The sequence below is a fragment of the Micromonospora sp. NPDC047074 genome, from assembly GCF_040643815.1.
In the GTDB taxonomy this organism is placed as follows: domain Bacteria; phylum Actinomycetota; class Actinomycetes; order Mycobacteriales; family Micromonosporaceae; genus Micromonospora.
The window spans coordinates 267,145-287,428 of sequence record NZ_JBEYVB010000003.1 but is presented as its reverse complement, the minus strand read 5'-3'; the positions used below and the strand labels follow the sequence as shown (position 1 = coordinate 287,428).

The window sequence follows — 20,284 nt, the reverse complement described above, 5'->3', positions numbered from 1 at the left end:
GTGGTCGGGGCAGGCACCGTGACTCAGCCGACCGGCACCGGGGCCGTCCGCGACTCCGGCAGGAACCGGGCCGTCACCGGGTCGTAGTAGCGGGACCCGTCGTACTGCAACCCGGTCTCCGCGTCCAGGTAGCGACCGCCGGAGCGCAGCGGGATGCCGCCCGGTTCGCCCGGCCCGCTGCCGTCGGTGCCGACGACCCGCGTCGGCGTGCCCGCGTCGTCGGTCACCACCGCGTGCACCGTCCCGTCGGTGATCTGGGCGACCGGATGCGCCACGGCCGGGTGGTACTCCCAGGCCGTCGTGGTGACCCTGCCGCCGCGGCCCCGGTGCTGCTGCTCGACCAGCAGGTCACCGGACCACACGAAGCCGGTCTCCTCGAGCACCGAACCCTTCGCGCTGCGGCGCTGCTTGGCGATCCGCCGCCCGAACGCGTCGTACCGGTAGTGCCAGCGGTCGCCACCGGGCGTGGTGACCGTGGTCAGCCGGTCCTGGTGGTCCCAGGTCAGGTGCCAGTCACCGGAGGCGTCCGACCGGGTGACCGGCCGGCCCAGGGCGTCCACCGTGTACCGGACGTCGCCCGAGGCGTCCGGGTGGCCGTCCAGCGCCGCCGCCTGGTCGGCGTCCTGCTCGATCGTCAGGCCCGCGTCCCAGCTGCGGCTCACCTCACGTCCTCCGTCGTAGGCGAACCGGAGGCGCTGCCCGCCGGCCACCAGGACGGCCGGCCGCCCGGACTCGTCGTACGACCACTGGGTCGCCGCACCGGACGGGCGGGTCAGCGCGGTGACCGCGCCGAACTGCTCGTCGTACGAGCTGGACACCGTGCGCCCGTTCACCGTCTCGGCGACGACCCGGCCGATCGCGTCCCGTTCCAGCCGGATCTCGGAGTCGCCGTCGGTGGCCGAGACGATCCGGTCGGCGGCGTCGTAGGTCAGCCGGGTCACGGTCGTGCCGGTCCGGCGCTCGACCACCCGGCCGAGCAGGTCGTAGGCGAAGTGGGTGACCTCGCCCGCCGCGTCGGTGTGCGCGATGAGCTGGCCCGCAACGTCGTACGCGTACCGCTGGGTGCGGCCGTCGAAGTCGGTCTCCTCGACCAGCCGGCCGTTCGGGTCGTACGCGTACCGCCAGGTCCGACCCTCCGGGTCGGTGATGCCGGTCAGCCGCAACTCGGTGTCGTACGCGTACTCGGTGCGGTTGTCATCGTCGTCGATCCGGGCCGTGACCAGGTCGAACGCGCCGTATTCGAGGTACGTGCGGCGGCCGGCGGCGTCGACGGTCTCGACCAGGTTGCCCTCGCCGTCGTACCCGAACTCCTCGACGCTGCCGTCCGGGTTCTCCCGCCAGGCCAGCTCGCCCTCCAGCGTCCAGCCGACCTCGGTGATGCCCTGATCGGTCTCGATCATGACGACCCGGCCGAGGCGGTCGTACTCGTAGTGGGTGTCGCCGTCGCCGGTGGTGATCGACGTGACCTGCTGTACCGCGTTGCGCACCACGACCGCCGGACCGACCTGGATGGCCGTTCCCCGGCCGTGGTCGGCCGGCCGGTCGAACCGCACGACCTCACCGCTGGCGTCGATCTCGGCCAGCACCCGGCCGTCGGTGTCGAACTCCCGACTGCCGGTCGAGCCGTCGAAGTCCGTCCACGAGGTGACCCGACCCAGCTCGTCGTAGCTGGTCGTGGAGCGGCTGCCGTCCGGTCGGGTGACCACGGTCGGCCGCCCGTCGGCGTCGTACCCGTAGCTGGTGGTCCGGCCGAGCGGGTCGGTCCGGGACAGCCGCCGGTACGCGTCGTCCCACTCGTGCCGGGTCGTCGCGCCGAGGCCGTCGATCTCCGCCACCACCTGGAGGCGGTCGTTCAGTTCGTACCTGCGCACCGCGCCGAGCGAGTCGGTGACGACCGTCAGGCCGTCCGAGTACGCGAACCGGTAGCGCAGGTAGCCGTCCTTGCCGTCGGTGGCGACGCAGCGGCCGGCCTCGTCGTAGGTGTAGGTGTACCACTCCCCGTTCCGGTCGTCCCAGCGCACGAGCCGCCCGTCGGCATAGGTGAAGTGCTCCGGGTCGCCCGAGGAGTTGACCACCTCGACCAGTTGGCGGTCCTGGTCGTAGCCGAACCGGGCGGCCCCCACCAGCACCCCGTTGTGGTCCGGCAGCCGCATCCCCGTCACCAGGCCCTCGGCCGAGGTGAAGGTGATCGTCGCGCCCGCCGAGGAACGCAGGGTCGTCACGGTCCCGGCGTCGTCGCGGGCGAACGACCACCGGAGTCCACCGTCGGTCACGTCACTGAGCAACGACTCGCCGCGCCGCTCCCGGGCGAACACCCAGGCCCGGCCGGACGCCGGGTCGGTCAGCAGCCAGCCGCCGCCGACCAGCCGGCGCAGCGGCAGCGCCCGCCCGAGCGTCGGCAGCGCCGTCTCGCCCTCGGCGACGAGCGGGTAGGTCAGGATGGATCCGTCCTCGGCCAGGTAGCGCACCTGCTCGCCGTCGACGACGATCCGCTGGTCCAGCGCCGAGGCCCAGGCCGGGCCGAACGACCGGCCCCAGCGGTAGTCGGAGCGGTAGGTGCGTATCAGCGGGAGACCCGGCAGCGTGGCGTCGGTCTCGGTGAGGATCATGCGACCGGTGGTCACGTCGATCGGGTCGGACTCGCAGTAGGTCTCGTCGGTGCTCTTCACCGACGCCGTCGGCGACAGGTCGCTGAACGGCACGCCGGTGTAGGGCGACTGGTCCTGGTGGAGGTTCGAGTAGACGACCTGGTCGTCGGTGATCCGGTCGGAGTAGCTGATCCGGTCCGCGAAGAAACTCGGCTCCGCGTACGTCGCCTCCCCGGTGCCGTACGCCGGGTCGTTCTGGTGGTCCCAGGTGGTGTCCGTGGGGACCGGGGCGGGGGCGTTGCGGCGGGAACTGTGCGAACTGCTGGACTTGGAGGAACTGCTGCGGGAACTCTTGCCCGAGTGCTTGCTGGATCTTCTGCGGGACGATCCGGTGGACCGGTGGCTGCGCTGGGTCGGCCCCACGTCGCTGGAGTCACGGCGCCCGCTGCCGGTTGCCTGGGAGAAGTCGTAGTTGTCCCAGTCCGGATTCTCGACGGCAGCGCCATCCTCCGGTACGGCGTCCAGTGTCGGTGAGTAGTCGGATCCGCGCGGGCTGAGGTTCGGGTTCTCCGGGAACGGCCCGGTCTGGTTGTCAGCCGGGTCGTAGGCGGAGTTGTGCCGGGCCGGGGGCACGGGAATGCTGTCGACCGAGCCGGACCGGCTGCCGGTCGGGTCCACGTTCATGGCCGAGAACTCGTCCATGAGTTCCTCGATCGGGGATTCGCTCCCCGACAGGTCCGGGTTGTTCTGCTGGTACTCGAGCACGGCCAGGATCTGGTCCACCCGGGCCAGCGGGTTGTCCGCAGGCGCGTGGTCCCGCGCCAGCGACCATCTCCGGGTGATGGCTGCCGGGCTCTCGTCGAACTTGGGCTGGGACGCGTCCGACACGATGAAGATGTAGTTGCTGTCTCTTCGTTCGACCGCCGGAAAATCGTCCATGGAGTTCTGCAGCCCGAGCCGGTTGTAGTTCTCCCGGCGGTAGACGAGCTGTTCGTAGAGTTTCTGCTGGTGATCCTTGAACGATTGCGAGAGATTCTTGGCCTCGAGGATCGGAACCCGCCCGTCCAGGGATCCCTGGGAGCGGACGACGTATTCGCCCACCCTCTGGATGCCGTTCTTCCCGGGGACGAAATCCCAGATGACGACCCGCAGGGCTTCGATGTTGGGGCTGCTGAAGAGCGTCTTCGCTTCGGTGTCGTACAGGACGCTCGGTTTGATGACCCCGCGGAACACATGCGCGTCGACGATTCCGGAGGTGCGGTCCACGAGGTGGTGGGAGAACAGCACCCACATGCGGTTGTACCCGGGCGGGTAGTGGTAGAAGTCCTTGGTGCCGAGCGTCTTGGCGTCGAACATCACCCCGCCGGGGGATGCTTCGAGCATCCGCTTGTGGTCCTCCTTCGTGATCCGCTCGGCGACCGCCGGACCGATCTTGCCCCAGAGGGCGAGATTCGGGCGGTAGTCCTCCACCGCTTCCTGAAGGGATTGGTCGAAGTTGGGCTCGTTCTGGTTCGCGACCCACCATTCGGCCGGAACGGAGAAGGCGTGGTTCTCCGCCAGGATCTGCGCGAAGGGGGCGACCCGGTCGTCGCCGAACTTTTTGATGACCTTGGCGTCGATCTCGTCGTCGGTGAGCCCCTTGGCCTTCAGTTTGAGCTCGAAGACCAGCTGTTCCTTGAAGCCGTAGTAGGCACTCTTCACCTGCGGGTTGTTCCACAGCTTGTGGTACCGGGAAGAGCGGTACTCGATACTCTCCCAGTCCATCTGGGAGTGCACGAAGTCGACTGTCGGGGCGTCCCCGAGCAGCGGTTCGAGGTTCTCCAGGAGGTCGTCGTACGACGAGCTGTCCGACGAGAGCTGGCTGATCGAGTGCTGTCGCGAGTGGTCGTCCTCGGTGACCAGCGGGTCGAAGGCGGCGTCCAGTTCGGACTGCGGATCGCCGACCAGGTCCTCCGGCGTCGGCGGGGCCGGCTGCGGCGGCAGGTTGCTCGGCTCGCCGTGCGAACGGTGCGAGCGGTGTGAGCCGTGCGAGCGCTGTGAGCCGTGTAAACGATGCGAACGGCCCGACCGGTGTGAGTCCTGCGAGCTCTCGGACGATCTGCTGCTGCTTCTGTTGCCTCCCTTGCAGTGCGCCAGGCCGAGCGGGTCGGAGGTGGTCAGCGGATCGTCGACGTACGCGGTCGGGTTGGGTCCGCCGGCCAGGCCGAGCGGGTCGGGGCTGAGGTAGCGGGCGGTCGCCGGGTCGTAGTAGCGGAACCGGTTGTAGTGCAGGCCGGTCTCGGCGTCGTGGTACTGCCCGGGGAAGCGCAGCGGGGTGCCGACCGGGTCGCTGGTGCGGCCCCACAGGTCGCCGCGTGACCACCAGCGCAGGTGGCCGCCGGGCTCGACCAGGTGGGTGGGGGTGCCGATGGCGTCGGTGACGACGGTGTGCAGCCTGTCGTCGCCGTCGGTCTGGGTGACCGGGGCGGAGCCGTCTGGCCAGTAGTCCCACGAGACAGTGCCGGTGGCGTCGGTCTGCTCGACGATGACGTCGCCGGCCCAGGCGAAGTGGGTCTCTTCCAGGACCGTGTCGTCGTCGGCCAGGCGTTGCTTGGCGACGCGGCGGCCGAAGCCGTCGTAGCGGTAACGCCAACGGTCGCCCGCCGGCGTGGTGGCCCGCACCAGCCGGTCCTCGGCGTCCCAGGTGAACCGCCAGGTGCCCGCCGGGTCGACCCGGGTGGTCAGGCGGCCCCTGTCGTCGTACTCGAACCGCGCGTCGTCCGAGCGCAGGAGCATGCTGCCGGCGAACTCCCAGCGCCCGCCGCCGGTGCCGACGAGGTTGCCGGCCGCGTCGTAGTCGTACCGCTCCCGCTCGGTGCCGTCGACGGCCACGCTGTGGATGCGGCCGGTCTCGTCGGCCCGGAACGAACGGTCGCCGTCGAGCGTGTCGGCGATCGCGACGACCCGGTCGGTGGCGTCGTGGTCGAAGCTCCGCACGGCGGCGTCGGCGATGTGCTGTGCCGCCAGCCGGCCCGCCGGGTCGAACGTCTGGCGCAGTGCCACCACGTCGTCGACGGTCCGGCTGATCTCCCGCCCGGCCGCGTCGTGGCCGAACCGCAGCACGTGCCCGCCGGTGACGAGCATGACCGGCCGGCCCCGCGCGTCGAGCGTCCACCGGCTGGAGCGGCCCGACGGCGTCCTCCGGGCCATCGCGCCGTCACCCTCGTAGGAGGTCCGGACGGTGCGGCCGTTGATCGTCTCCGCGACCACCCGGCCCTGGGCGTCCCGTTCGAACCGCACCACCGCGTCCGGGCTCTCCACCCCCGCGAGGTGACCGTCGGCGTCGTACTCCAGCCGCGTGACCACGTCGCCGACCCGGCGCTCGACCACCCGACCGAGCAGGTCGTGGGCGTAGTGGGTGGTCTCGCCCGCCGCGTTCGTGCGGGCGACCAGCTGCCCCGCCGCGTCGTAGGCGTAATGCTGGGCGCGCCCGTCGAAGTCGGTCTCCGTGGCGAGCCGCCCGGCCGCGTCGTAGGTGTACCGCCACACCCGGCCCTGCGGGTTGGTGACCGCGACCAGCCGTAACTCCGTGTCGTAGGCGAACTCGGTACGGTTGCCCGCCTCGTCGATCCGGGCGGTCGGCAGATCGAACGAACCATACTCGATCCGCACGGAACGCCCTCGGGCGTCGATACTCTCCACCAGATTCCCTTCGCCGTCGTAATGCCATTCCTGCGTGGAGCCGTCCGGGCCGGTGCGCCAGGCCAGATCGCCCTCGGCGGTCCAGCCGAACTCCGTGACGGCGCCGTCCGGCAGCCGCGCCGACCTCGGCCGCCCCAGACCATCAAGATCAAAATCCGTTCCGGGTACGCCGTCCGTCCGCCCGTCGTCGGAGGTGACCGGGCGGTGACTGCCGTCCGGGAGGACCGTCGCGACCCGCCGGCCCGTCTCGTCGTACGTGAACCGGGTGACCCGCCCCAGCGGGTCGGTCCGCGACAGCAGCCGGTGCGCCGCGTCCCACTCCTCGCGGGTGGTGGCGCCGAGCGGATCGGTGACCGCGGTGACCTGGAGGCGCTCGTTCAGCTCGTAGCGGTGGACGCCGCCGACCGAGTCCGTCACGACCGTGACGCCGTCGCCGTAGGTGAACGCGTAACGCAGGTGGCCGCCGTTGCCGTCGGCGAGCACGCACCGGCCCGCCCGGTCGTAGGCGTACGTGTACCACTCGCCGTTGCGGTCCTCCCACCGCGTGATCCGGCCGTCGTCGTCGTAGTCGAGCAGCACCGGATCGCCGGACGAGTTCCGCACCGCGACCAGGCGGTGCCGGTCGTCGTAGTCGAACGCCGGCAACTCGACCTCGTCACCGGCGTCGGCCGGCACGAACAGCGCGCCGGTCACCAGGCCGGCGTGGGTGCGCAGCTCCACCCGGTCGCCGGACGACGACTCCAGCAGCCTGGGCGTGCCGTCGTCGTCCCGGGTGACGTGCCACCGCGTGCGTACCGTCGCGACGTCGGAGAGGAACGCCTCGTGGCCGTCCCCGCCGGGGGCGAACAGCAGCAGGGCGCCCCGATCGGTCAGCGACCAGCCGCCGCCGACCAGCCGGCGCAGCGGAGCGGGACGGCCGAGCAGCGGTAGCGCCTCCCCGCCCTCGGCCGGCAGCGGGTAGGTGAGGACCGAACCGTCGGCGGCCAGGAACCAGACCCGGTTCCCGTCGGCGACGATGCGCTGGTCCAGCGTGGACGCCCACGTGGTGCCGAAGGACCGGCCCCAGCGGTAGTCCGACCGGTGGGTGCGCTCCAAGGGCAGGCCGGGCAGGTTGGCATCGGTCTCGGTGTAGATCATCCGGCCGGTCGTCACGTCGATCGGGTCGCCGACGCAGACCGTCTCGGCGGTCGACTTCGCAAACACGGCGGGTGGCACGTCCCGCAGCCACGGCCCCTTGCCGAGCGGCGGAACCGGAGCGAAGACCGACCGGAGGCGGGCCTTCTCACCGCCGGACGGCGGCACCGGAGCGACGACCGCGCGGAGACGGGCCTTCTCACCGCCGGACGGCGGCACCACCGTGCGTCCGGCGCGGTCGGCGTCGCGTACGACCTTGGCATCGGCGCTCGACGGGATCTTGACGTCGGGCCCCTCGACCGTGGTCGTCGTCCGGGGTGCGGTCACCGGCCGGGGCGTGGTCGACTGCTCCACCTTCGCCGGCACCGGCGGGGGCGGCGTCCGCGCGGGGTCGGGAGACGTGGCGTGGGCCTTCGGGTCGGAGCGCCTGCCCGGTGACACCTCCTTACCGGGGGCGAGCTGGCCCGGCTCGGCCGGCGTGGACAGGGGCGGGCCCTGCTCGACCTCGTAGGGCGGGGGAGAGGGCTCCAGATCCGCCTCCGCCTCCGGCTCCACCTGTCCGATGGCGTCGAGGTATGACGGCGGTGCCTCCGGCTCTGGCTCCACCTGTCCGATGGCGTCGAGGTACGACGGCGGTGCCTCCGGCTCCACCGGTCCGACCACGTCCAGGTACGACGGCGGTGCCTCCGCCGGTGCCGGTGCCGGGCGATCGGTCGTGTCCGACGTCGAACCGGTATTCGTGTCCGTCGGGCCCGGCGGCGAGGAGGCGGCGCCGGCCTGCGGGTTGCCGGTGGGGGTGGTGCCGGCCTGCGGGGCACCGCCGGAGGTGGGGCCGGCGGGGATCGTGCTCGGTGGGGTCGTGACCGGTGGGGGCGTGCTCGGGGCCGTGGTGGGCAGGGCGGTTCCCGGTGGCCCCGTGGCGGACGGCGGGGCTGGCGGGGGCGGGGCCTGGGTGGTCGGCTGGCCGACGGGTGTCGCGCCGACCTCCAGACCCGGGGGGACCGGCGTGGCGCCGGTCGGGTCGGGTGTCCAGGTGGACCCGGGGACGACGGGTGGCGCGAGAGGGGGCGTCACGGGTGGTGCGAGAGGCGGCGCGGCCGGGGCGACGACGGGTGGGTCGAGCGGCGTGACGACGGGTGGGTCGAGCGGTTCCGGTGTGCTGGGACCGTTCACGATCGGGTCCGTCGGGACGCCCTGCACGGTGCCGGGGACAACGCCCACCGGACCGGGCTGGGCGGCCATCGGCGGCGGGGTGCCGATCGGGTCGGTCGGCTGGCCGTGGGGACCGGGTACCGGTTCCGGCCGTTGAACGGGCGGTGGGCCACCGGTGGGCTGCTGGGTGGCGCCGTCCGGCGTATCGGTGGTGGACGGGGCGTCGAAGCCGGGCAGTCCCGGGCCCGGGATGACGGGCGGGCCGGGCACCAGGCCGGTCGCGGTGGGCGGGCCGGGCACCAGGTCCGTCGCGGGGGGCGGTGGCACGGTGGATGCGTTTCCGGACGGATCACCGGGGCGCCCCGTTGACGAGAGGCCGCCGTCCGGGATGGTGGTGGCCGGCGCGGCCTGGGGGCGCGGCGGCTGCGGACCCTGCGGGGCGACCGGCGGCGCGCCGAGCCCGCCCGACAGAGCGCCTCCGGAACCGGAGGTCGACGTGTCGCCGGACTCCAGCGGGTCGACGTCGAGGTCCGTGCCGTCGGGCCGGGGCCGGTTACCGACCTCCTCGCCGGTGTCGTGGACATCCGCTCCGCCGGCGCCGGGACCGCCACCCGTCGCCGCCAGGTCCTTCGAAGGGCCCCCCTTCAGACCGGACGGATCGGGCGCGGCCGGGCCACCGCCGAGGGCCTTGCCGAGGTCGTGGGCGTACTGGCTGGCGTAGGTCCCGACAGCGGACGACACGGCGGTGGCCAGCGCGTTGAAGTTACCGAGCCCGCCGACCATGGCCAGGTAGGCCAACTCGCCGAGCGTCTCACCGATCGCGCCCAGCCCGGCCTTTCCGTGCGTGGTGTCGGAGAGCTTGGGGAAGTAGCGGCCACCGACGATCATGACGCCGCCGGCGACGGTGCCGATGGCGACGCCGGCGCCGATCGCCTCCCCGAGGTCCGACCAGCTGAAACCGTCGTCCTTGTTGTCCTTGGCGATGACGATGGTCTGGGCGATGACGCTCTCGGCGCCCTCCTCCAGGCCCTCCTCCGCGCCCTGGATCGCGAGCTGGGCGATCAGTTGGTGCAGCCGGTTCTCCAGCCGGTCGAGCAGCGCCTCGGTGATCTCCTGACCGATCTTGAGGTACGCGGGAACCAGCGAGACGCCGAAACCGGACGCCATCGCCATCGCGATGTCCAGGACGATCATGAACGCCGCGACGACGATCTGGGTCTGGCCGTAGTCGATCTGCTGGTTGGCCCGGTTGGCGACGTCGCCGGCGATCAGGGTGGTCCGGATGCCCCCGGGGAGCGGCCGGGTGATGATCTGCTGGAACTGGGCGAACGCGTCGGCGGCGGGACCGTCGAGGTTGCCCTGCAGGCCGAGGCCGAGCGCCTGGGTGGCAGCGATGCCGCTGGCCAGGTTGGCGCTGAACCGCTCGAGTTCGATGCTGAGCGCCTTCAGCTCCGACGGGTCGCCCTTGGGGAACTCCTCACCGACGGTGTAGAGGATCGCGTCGTACGCCCACTGCCAGTTGGGATCGTTGGGGATGTGGAAGTCGCCCATGGAACGGCGTCAGGCGGGATTACCGAACAACGGCGTCGCCGAGCCGTCCGGACCGAAGCTGATCAGCAGTGGACGGTAACCGGGGACGGTGGGGTCGACAACGGCGTCCTCCTTCGGCTTGAGCAGGAAGAACTGGTCGCCGTCGGCGTCGACGGGTTGGCCGTCGGCGGTGGTCGGCACCCGGTTGCCCAGCGGGACGATCGAGTCGTAGCCGTTGGCGTCGATCCGTGCGGTGCCGTCCGGGAACGTGGTCAGGGTGCGCAGTTCGTAACCGGGGGGCACCGGGTCACCGTCGACGAGGACGCCGGTGGTGTCGTACCGCCGGAAGGCGGAGATCGCGGGAGACGCCTCGGTGAGCTCCGTCGGCCTTCTCGACGCCAGAAAGCTGGTGGGTGACCCGACCGAATCCGGGTCGATGATCGGGCCTGCGACGCGCAGCCGGGGGGTGAGCTTGCCGAGTTCGCCGTCGACGGGTTTCCGGAGGGCGTACCGTGCACGCTCGCCGACGACCGGCTCCAAGGGAATGCGCTGGGCGCGCTCGGTGGGCACGGCGTCCCCGACAGCGGGCCGTAGGGGCAGGTTCGCGAACTCCGCGGCGATCATCTGCCCGCCGACGGCCGCGTCCTCGTCCGCCTGCTGGTAGCCCTCGCCGCTGATCCGCAGCCCGACCGCCGCGTACTCCAGATAACCCCGGACGGCGAGGATGGCGCCCTCGACGCCGTCCAGCGTCTGGTTGAACTGCTGCTGGAACTGGAGGCCGATCTCGTCGTCGCCCCACGCGGGTGCGTACCGCGCCCGCAGCAGGTTCAGCCGGCGGAGACACTCGTCGTAGCGGGCGAGGTGCTGGGCGTACGAGTCGCCGACCGAGATGACGCCTTCGGGGTCGACCCAGACGACGCCGTGCGGCTGGTTCACGGCTGCTCCGGATCGAGACCGAGCAGCGCACGGACACCGCTGGTCATCCGGGGGCCCTCGGGCGGCAGGTACATGTCGGGGCCGGCCTGCCCACGGACCATCTTGGCCGCGTCCATTCCGGGCGGTAGCAGCGGCGCGATCAGTGCCGCCGCCTGCTCCATGACCTGTTCCTTCGCCTCGCTGAAGGTCTGCATGATGGTGGCCTGCAACTCGGCGGGAGTCATCCGCCGGTACGCGCTGGTCGGAAAGCTGATCTCGGTCAGTACGCCGTTCTGCCCGACCGTGACCGTCACCTCGCGGCGCGGGGAGGTGGCGGAACCCTGCACCTTGCTCATCCGCTCCTGGAGGGTGGCAACGCTGCTGCGCTGACGCTGGTACTCCGCGAACAGCTCCTCGACGCGATCGTCGAAGCTCATCGGTCGGCTCCCTTCTGCACGGGCTACCAGTACAGGTCCGCCGCTGCGCGGGACGGAAGGGGCGTGGTGCCGGTCGGGCACGAACGTGCAGGGCCTTTTCCCGACCGCACGGCCGCTGCTGTCTCGCGGCGGCCGGGCGCGCGGAAGGAGTGAAGGGGGAAGTAGGCAGAGTTCGCCCGTCGTTCGGACATCCACCGGGCCGGAGCCTTGCCGGGAACGGTCGTTCGCCAGGAATCTTCGGCACGGCGGACGCCGAGCAGAGGAGTTCGACGTCGTCATTCTCTGACGTACGACGAAAGGAGTGTCGTTGTGACCATGCCAACGGTCCAGACCGCCGATCCGGGCATGCAGGCGGCGGCCACCGAGTTCGCCAACAAGGCCCAGGAGTTCACCAACCAGTTGCGCGCCGTCAACTCTCAGATGGCGACCCTCCAGGCGAGCTGGCACGGTGCCGCCTCGAAGAACTTCAACCAGGCCATGGACAACTGGGAGAGGTCCTTCCAGACCATCATCGAGAAACTGCTGCACATGATGGACGTGATGGGCGCCACGACCGCCGGCTACCGGGCCGCCGAGGACGAGGCCTCGCAGACCGCCCAGAACTTCATGACGGCGCTTCCCGGGGTCTGACCCCGTATCCCCCACCCCGAAAGGATCTGACCGTGTCCGACTACCGGTTCGATTTCAACCAGGCCGACGCCACCCTCTACGACATGAATCGGATCAACGGACAAATCTCGGGTTCGCTGGACGAGATGGAGCGCAACGTCGAGCGGAGCATCGAGCAGTGGAGCGGTGACGCCCGCGGCGCCTACCACGTGGCGAAGGTGGAGTGGCGTGCCGCCGCCCAACAGATGACGGTCTACCTGGAACAGGCCCGCCAGACGCTGCTGGCGATCTCGGACAACTACGGGACCACCGAGCAGCGGCACACCAAGATCTGGAACGACGTTCGCGGCGGCTGATCGCCGGCCGGCTGCCGGGGCCGGTGTCCCCCGGCGGCCGGCGCTCCCCGGGCACCGAATTTCCTAGAGTCGGCCACGTCGGAAAGGTTGTGGACGGGTGGCTTCCATCGATTTCGGCTATCCCAACGACAGAGCCATCGATCACATCGGCATCCTCGACAAGTTCAACAACGGTGAGGTCGACGGGTTCCCGCAGGAGCATCCGGACGGCTGGATCCAGGCGGTCATCGACCGGGTCCAGGCCGACATCATGTCGAGCGACAGCGAGTTCAACAAGGTCGACTGGTCGGAGTACACCGCCGAAGAAAAGGCCGCCTACGACTGGTACAAGGCGGAAGTGGTCGACATCGACAGTTGGAACGCGCTGGTCGCGGATTTCCAGGAGAACGACGTCCCGGACGAGGACTCCGTCGACTTCGACGAGTTCGACGAGTCCGACCACCTCGACATCGACGGGTCGATCGACCCGCCGGAGGTCAGTGTCTACACCGGCGGTGGCGACAACACGGCCGGGGACCTGTTGGTCAGCACCGCGGCCATCCGGTACTTCGCCAACTCCATCGGCGAGCTCTTCGACGACCCGAACGGCCGGGGCGGCAGCCTCATGCTCCGGGTCGGCGACGAACTCGCCACCCTGGACGTCCGGCCCGGGAAGTTCGCGGTGGCCGAGATCATGCGGCGCAAGATCCAGGGGGGCGGCGAGAGCGTGGGCCTGGTCGGCGACACCCAGGGCCTGCTGGAGAAGATCCACCAGACGCTCTACACCCTCCGGCTCAGCCTGCTCGAGATGGCCGACTCCTACGAACTCACCGAGGACGGCAACGTCCGCACCGGCAAGGACTTCGAGGAGCACACCGCCGAGTTCAACGCGATGACCGAGGAGGAACTCGGCGACGCGTTGAGCGATCCGTGGGGGCACATCAACGGCATCGACGACTTCGGCCAGATCGACTCCTCGGGCGAGGGTGGCAACGGCGGTGGCGACGGCGGTGACGGCGACGGTCCCGGTGGCGGGGACGAATCGGGCGGCGGAGACAACTAGACGTCGCGCTCGGCCGGGACGTCCCGGTGCCGCACGGCGGCGTCTTCGAATTCATCTAGGGGCTTGGTGTAGGGCATGCCAGATTCAGACTCGGAGCAGGACGACTGGACCAACTCCGTGGACCCGCCGGCGACCTTTCCTCCGCCGAACACGGCTATCGACGACGTCAACGACCTGGAGACCTGGGCGCGGATGGACCCACCCGGGTGGCGTCGGATCAAGGCGGCCGTCAAGGGCGGGTCGGCGATCGAGAACGAGGCGGGGCAGGCGTACGCCGAGGGCCTGGTCAGCTATCCGAGCCTGATGGAGGCGGCCAACGGTTTCCAGCAGGCGTACAACCTGCTGCACTGGCTGGAGACCTTCATCAGCTCCCACGCGCACGCGATCGCCGGCGAGGAGCGGGCCTGGCAGGGCACGGCGGCCGACGCGTTCCTGGCGAAGATGGACTACCTGAGCAAGTTCCTGGGCAACCAGGCGGAACGGCTGCTCGGTGGTGACGGCATGCCCGGAACCGCGAGCGTGCCGCACCAGCTCATGATGAACGCCAGCTACCTCAAATGGGCGCAGGAGCAGCTCGACTACCTCGACGTGGCGTGGGCGCAGATCGCCGCTGCCGATGGTGCCAACCACACGGATGGCGGCAACGTGGCGATCAGCTCCACCCGGTTCGCCCGACCGATGACCGACCAGATGCTCCAGGTCGCACAGCAACTGGCGAAGCAGTACGCGCGGTTGAACTACGGCTCGGTCAACGTGCCCGAGGGCGACGGCAGCCTCGGCCCGGTGGACCCCCCGACCGATCCTCCACCGTACGAGCCGCCGCCCGATCCGCCGCCGTACGAGCCGCCGCCGGATCCTCCACCGTACGATCCGCCGCCGTACGAGCCGCCGCCCGATCCGCCGCCGTACGAGGCTCCACCCGATCCGCCGCCGTACGAGCCACCCCCGTACGAGCCGCCGCCCGTCTCGGGCGACTCCGACTTCTCCACGGACGACCCGCCTGTCTCGGACCCGCCCGGCAACATGCGGTTCGATCCGCCGGGACTGGACGACGGACCGTCCCTCGGCCCTCCGCCGAGCGCCGGTCTGCCCGGCGGTGGCCTACCCAGCCTCAACCCCCCGGTGCTCGAAGGTCCGCCGGGAGGCGGTTCCGGCGGAGGTGGTGGAGGACCGGGCGGAGTGGTCCCGCCGGTGATCCCGCCCCCGCCGAACGCCGGCAACTCGGGCAACGACGACCGGGACCGGCCCGCCCCGCCGGTCATCGGTGACGTACCGGGCGGCGTCGGTGGCCCGCCCACGCCGCCCGACGGGGTCGACCTGCCCGACGGCGTGCCGGGCGGTGGCAACCTGCCGGGCGGTGTCGACCCGCCAGGCGGTGTCGACCTGCCCGACGGGGGCGGTCTGCCGGGCGGGGGTCAACTGCCCGGTGGTGTGCCCGGTGGCGGTGATCTGCCGGGTGGGGGCCAACTGCCCGGCGGTACCCCGCTGCTGCCCGGCGCACCGGTGCCGGGTCCGATGCCGGGGATGCCCGGGTCGCCCGGCGCCGGTCAGGGCGGCGGATCGCCGGTGGAGCGTCCGGACTCCTCCGGCCTGGTCGAAGGCGACCAGGACGACTGGGCCCCGAGCAGCCCCAAACCCGGCGACCCGTTCGCCCCCGGCGGTGCCACCCCCGGCGGCCCGGGGACGGGTGGGCCTCCGCCAGGGCAGGTGCCGGGTGGGCTGCCGCCGGTCGGCGGGGTTCCGGGTGGTGGTGTGCCGTTGGTGCCACCGATGCCGGGTGCTCCCGGTGCGCCGGGGACGGGCACCGGGGGCGGTTCGACGCCGGAGCGTCCGGATGCAGCCGGGTTGGTGGAGGGCGACGAGGCGGACTGGAAGCCGGCCACGGGAGGTGTGGACGTTCCGGATGCTCCGGGAGGTGCCGCCGCCGGTGGTGCCGGTCTCGGGGAGCGGCCCGGACCCGGCGATCCGCCGGTGCCGGCTCCGCCGTCGCCCGTCACCGGGCCCGGGCCGGCTGTGCCCGTCACCGGGCCCGTGCCGATCGCCGGACTGCCGCCGATGCCGGGTGCTCCCGGTGCGCCGGGGGCGGGGGCCGGCAACGGTTCGACGCCGGAGCGTCCGGATGCCGCCGGTCTGGTCGAGGGGGAAAGCGCCGACTGGGCGACCGCCGGCGTTGACCCGCCCGCCGGTCCGGCGGCGCTGACCGACACGGCGTCCGGTGGGACGGGTTTCCACGTCACCCCGGCGGCCCCGGCCGCGGTCGTCGGCGTCCCTCTTCCGGTATCCGGGACCGGGGACGAGAAGCGGACGCCGGTCGACCGTCCGGACGCCGCCGAACTGCTCCGCGAGGAGAAGCCGACCTGGACCGGGACCGAGCCGCCCCCGGACGCCGACCGGGTACCGATCGTACGGCCGGCCGGGGCGGGTGCCGACACGTCGGGCTGGGACGACACCGGCGGCGCGTGGTGGCTGTACGGCGACGTCGAGCATGCGGAGAGGACGACCGGTGGCTGACGAGATCGGTTCGATGCCGATGAAGGCGTGGAAGCGGGAACGCCCGACGACGCCGCCCGGCGTGGGACGGCCGGCGATGTGCGGCGGCCCGGACTACACCGCCGCGGAACGCCTCGAACTGATGCGCGAGAAGCAGCGGGCGATGGACGAGGCCCGGCGCGAGCGGGAGGAGGCCGAGGCGCGCGAGGCCGCCAGGCGCCGCCACGCGAAGCAGACCGACGAGGAGGACGAGTACCTCACCGCCGAGCGGCTCCGCCGTGACCGGTACGCGGTCAACCTGCTCCGGCAGGACGACTCGGCCTGGGGCGGCGGCGGCGCGGGATCGGGGGTGCTCGGGTGAGTGGAGACAGGACACCGGCATGAGTACGGTCACGGTCAAACGCCCGCCCCGCGCGACCGGCCCGGAGGCCCCGGACGGGCAGATCGAGCTACAGGAACCACCGCTGATGGCGGAGGAGGCACCGCTCGACTTCCGCTCGTTCGCCATGATCGTGCCGATGGGGCTCGGCATGGGCGCGATGATGGCCATGTTCGGCCTCTACAGCCGGGCCCCGGTGATGTACGTGATGGGCGGCGCGATGGCCGCCGGGATGCTGCTCATGGGTCTGCTGCAGATCGGCCGGGCGGCCGCCGAACGCAAGCGCCAGATGCGCGGCGAACGGCGCGACTTCCTGCGGTACATCGCCCAGCTGCGCCGGCAGGCGCGCACGGCGGCCGAGCAGCAGCGTCAGGCGGTGATCTGGACCCACCCGCAGCCGGACTGGCTCTGGTCGGTGGCGATGAGCAGCCGGCTCTGGGAACGGCGGCCCAGCCACGAGGACTTCGGCCGGGTCCGGATCGGGCTCGGCCGGCAGAACGCGATGCTGCGGTTCCTGCCCCCGCAGACCAAGCCGATCGAGGATCTCGAACCGCTCGCGTCGATCTCGTTGCGCCGGTTCTCCGAGGCGTACCGGACGGTCTCCGGCGTCCCGACCTCGGTGGGCCTGCGCAGCTTCACCAGCGTCGAGTTCGAGGGGGACGCCGACGCGGCCGTCGACCTGGTCCGGGCCATGGTCGCCGCGCTGGTCACCCTGCACGCGCCGGACGAGCTGCGGGTGGCGGTGCTGGCGCCGGAGGTCCACCGGGGCCCGTGGAACTGGATCAAGTGGCTGCCGCACAACGCCCACCCGACCGCGTTCGACGCGGCCGGTCCGGTACGGCTGTTCGCGGGCGGCCACGAGGAGCTGATGGACCTGATCGGTCTGGAGATGGCCGATCGGGGGGACCACGACCGGGATGCCCGGCCGTCGTCCGCCGAGCCGTTCGTGGTGATCGTCGCGCACCTGGCCGACCTGCCGGACGGCTCGCGGCTGCTCGGCGCGGGCATCCGCAACATGGTCCTGCTGGACCTGACCGGCCGGATGCCGGGCGGACCGAAGGTGCTGCGGTTGACCCTGGACGGCGATCTGGTGACGTTCCCCGCCGGGGAGACCACCGGCTCGGCGGTGCCCGACGGGCTCGGTGTCGCCGAGTGTGCGGCGCTGGCCCGGATCATCGCCCCCAAGCGGACCAGCGGCGTCCTGGACGCGGTCGAGGAGCCGCTGGAGAGCGACTTCGAGCTGACCACCCTGCTCGGCATCCGCGACGCGCACACCTTCGACGTCGCAGCGCTGTGGCGGACCCGCGCGCCGCAGCGCAACCGCCTCACCGTGCCGATCGGTGTCACCGAGGGCGGCGAGGTCATCGAGCTGGACCTGAAGGAGTCCGCGCAGGGCGGGATGGGACCGCACGGACTGCTCATCGGTGCGACCGGCTCCGGCAAGAGTGAGCTGCTGCGGACCCTGGTCTGCGCGCTGGCCGCCACCCACTCCTCGGAGATCCTCAACCTGGTGCTGGTGGACTTCAAGGGCGGGGCGACCTTCCTCGGCATGGAGAAGCTGCCGCACACCTCGGCCGTGATCACCAACCTCGCCGACGAGCTGCCGCTCGTGGACCGCATGCAGGACGCGCTCAACGGGGAGATGACCCGCCGCCAGGAGGTGCTGCGGGCCAGCGGGTACGCCTCGCTGTTCGACTACGAGAAGGCCCGGGCCGCCGGTGCCCAGCTGGTGCCGTTCCCGGTCCTGCTGATCATCGTCGACGAGTTCAGCGAACTGCTCTCCAGCAAGAGCGAGTTCATGGACCTGTTCGTCTCGATCGGCCGGCTCGGTCGGTCGCTCGGCGTGCACCTGCTGCTCGCCTCCCAGCGCCTGGACGAGGGCCGGATCAACCGGGTCGAGGGCCACCTGTCGTACCGGCTCGCCCTGCGGACCTTCTCGTCGATGGAGTCCCGCTCGGTGATCGGCGTCGGCAAGGCGTACGAGCTGCCGCCCGAGCCCGGCAACGGCTACCTGAAGATCGACACCTCCAACCTGGTCCGTTTCAAGTCCGCCTACGTGTCCGGGCCGTACCAGGGCAGCGGGCTGCGCAAGGGAGACGACGACCAGGAGGAACGGATCCTCGCCGAGGTCGTCCCGTTCGTCACCGGGCAGGTCGCGGTCCGCCACGATCCGGGCCGGGTCCGGACCGCCGAACCGGTCGAGGAGACCGAGCCGGAGGAGACCGGGAGCGTCACCGGGCCGAGCCTCGTCGAGGTGCTGCTCGACCGGATCGCCGGTTCGGGTCCGCCGGCCCGCCAGGTGTGGTTGCCGCCGCTGTCGACCGCGCCCAGCCTCGACACGCTCCTGCCCAGCGTCGTACCGGACCCGGTGCGGGGCATGACCGTGGACGACCCGAGCGCCCAGGGGCGGCTCCGGGTGCCGGTCGGCCTCGTCGACCGCCCCGCCGACCAGCTACGCGAACTGCTCACCGTCGACCTCGGCGGGGCGGACGGGCACGTCGGCATCGCCGGCGCGCCGCAGAGCGGCAAGTCCGCGCTGCTGCGCAGCGTGATCCTCGCGCTGGCGCTCACCAACACCCCGCGCGAGGTGCAGTTCTACGGGCTCGACTTCGGCGGCGGCGGGCTCGCCTCGATCGCCGGGCTGCCGCACATCGGCTCCATCGCCACCCGGATGGAACGCGACCGGGTGGTCCGGACCGTCGAGGAGGTCTGGCAGGTCATGGAGCGCCGCGAGTACGAGTTTGCCAACCGCGGCCTCGACTCGATCGGCACCTACCTGGCGGCCCGGGCCCGGGGCGAGATCGACGACCCGTACGGGCACGTCTTCCTGGTCGTCGACGGCTGGTACACGATGAAGCAGGACTTCGGCGACCTGGAGACCCGCTTCCAGGAGCTGGCCTCGCGGGGGCTGTCGTTCGGCATCCACGTGATCGTCTCCACCACCCGGTGGTCGGAGATGCGCACCTGGCTGCGGGACCTGCTCGGCACCCGGTTGGAGCTGCGGCTCGCGGACTCGATGGAGTCCGACGTCGGCTCGCGCCGGGCGGCCACCGTGCCGCACCAGCCGGGGCGGGGCCTGACCAGCGGCGGCCTGCACTTCCTCGCGGCGCTGCCCCGGATGGACGGCAGCTCGTCCGTCGACGACCTCGCCGAGGCGACCAAGGCGACGGTCGAGGAGATCACCACGTTCTGGCCCGGCCCGGGCGCCCCGGGCGTCCGGCTGCTCCCCACCCAGCTGCCGGTGGAAAGCCTGCCGGTGCCGGAGCCGGCCTTCAGGGTGTGTCTCGGCCGGGACGAACAGCGGCTGGCGCCGGTGTGGCACGACTTCATGACCACCCCGCACCTGCTGGTCCTCGGCGACAACGAGACCGGCAAGTCGAACCTGCTCCGGCTGGTGCTGCGGGCGATCCAGCGGCACTACACGCCGGAGCAGGCCAAGGTCGTCCTCGGCGACTCGCGGCGCGACCTCGACACCGCGATCACCCCCGACTACCAGGTCGGGTTCGGTTTCACCGGCGACCGGCTCCACGAGCTGGCCGGGCAGACAGCCGTCTCGATGAACCGTCGGGTGCCCGGATCGGACATCTCCTCGGAGCGGATGCGCCGGCGCGACTGGTGGGAGGGGCCGGAGTTGTTCGTCGTCGTCGACGACTACGACCTGATGACCCGCTCGACGGCTCCCGGCTCCGCGCTGGACCCGGTGCTGCCGCTGCTGGCGCAGGGGGTCTACATCGGGCTACACGTGATCATCGCGCGCAGTACCTCGGGCGCGATGCGGGCCATGATGGACCCGGTCCTGCGCCGGATGTGGGAACTCGGCACCCCGGCCGCGCTGCTGTCGTACCCGAAGGAAGAGGGCCGGTTCCTCGGCGAGGCGGTGCCGCGCAGGCTGCCGCCCGGGCGTGCCCAACTGGTCACCCGCCGCAGCGTGAAGCTGATCCAGACCGGACATGTCGCATGAGAGAGGAGCA

Annotated in this window: 9 protein-coding genes; 6 read left to right on the top strand and 3 right to left on the bottom strand. The window is 71.6% G+C overall.

Features of this window, described 5'->3' with window-relative positions; translation table 11 throughout:
* Positions 1–23 precede the first annotated feature (23 nt).
* From ABZ809_RS07960 to ABZ809_RS07950, 3 genes are read right to left on the bottom strand one after another with little or no spacing between them, the layout of a single operon-like run.
* Positions 24–10,106 (bottom strand): DUF6531 domain-containing protein, encoded by a 10,083-nt coding sequence (locus ABZ809_RS07960; RefSeq protein ID WP_357561703.1) that lies wholly within the window; start codon positions 10,104–10,106, stop codon positions 24–26.
* A 9-nt stretch (positions 10,107–10,115) separates the two neighbouring features.
* The gene (locus ABZ809_RS07955; RefSeq protein WP_357561702.1) at positions 10,116–11,021 is read right to left on the bottom strand and encodes a hypothetical protein; all 906 of its coding nucleotides are present in this window, start codon (positions 11,019–11,021) and stop codon (positions 10,116–10,118) included.
* Positions 11,018–11,437 carry a YbaB/EbfC family nucleoid-associated protein gene (locus tag ABZ809_RS07950; protein ID WP_357561701.1) on the bottom strand — a complete coding sequence of 140 codons (420 nt, stop codon included), beginning with the start codon at positions 11,435–11,437 and terminating at the stop codon, positions 11,018–11,020. Before ABZ809_RS07950 ends, ABZ809_RS07955 begins: the two co-directional genes overlap by 4 nt.
* Before the next feature lie 309 nt (positions 11,438–11,746).
* Between ABZ809_RS07950 and ABZ809_RS07945 the strand changes: the two genes are divergently transcribed.
* The 6 genes from ABZ809_RS07945 (at position 11,747) to eccCa (ending at position 20,274) form a co-directional block, all read left to right on the top strand.
* Positions 11,747–12,067: a WXG100 family type VII secretion target gene (locus ABZ809_RS07945; protein WP_145834324.1), complete on the top strand. Its 321-nt coding sequence runs from the start codon at positions 11,747–11,749 to the stop codon at positions 12,065–12,067.
* Between the two features lie 32 nt (positions 12,068–12,099).
* Positions 12,100–12,402: a WXG100 family type VII secretion target gene (locus tag ABZ809_RS07940; RefSeq protein ID WP_357561700.1), complete on the top strand. Its 303-nt coding sequence runs from the start codon at positions 12,100–12,102 to the stop codon at positions 12,400–12,402.
* Between the two features lie 97 nt (positions 12,403–12,499).
* A complete protein-coding gene (locus ABZ809_RS07935) occupies positions 12,500–13,444 on the top strand; it encodes a hypothetical protein (RefSeq protein ID WP_357561699.1) in 945 nt (314 codons plus the stop codon).
* Positions 13,445–13,519: 75 nt separating this feature from the next.
* Positions 13,520–15,955 (top strand): hypothetical protein, encoded by a 2,436-nt coding sequence (locus tag ABZ809_RS07930; RefSeq protein WP_357561698.1) that lies wholly within the window; start codon positions 13,520–13,522, stop codon positions 15,953–15,955.
* Positions 15,948–16,295 carry a hypothetical protein gene (locus ABZ809_RS07925; protein WP_357561697.1) on the top strand — a complete coding sequence of 116 codons (348 nt, stop codon included), beginning with the start codon at positions 15,948–15,950 and terminating at the stop codon, positions 16,293–16,295. Before ABZ809_RS07930 ends, ABZ809_RS07925 begins: the two co-directional genes overlap by 8 nt.
* 19 nt (positions 16,296–16,314) lie before the next feature.
* A complete protein-coding gene (eccCa, locus tag ABZ809_RS07920; RefSeq protein WP_357561696.1) occupies positions 16,315–20,274 on the top strand; it encodes a type VII secretion protein EccCa in 3,960 nt (1,319 codons plus the stop codon).
* The last annotated feature ends 10 nt before the right edge of the window (positions 20,275–20,284 follow it).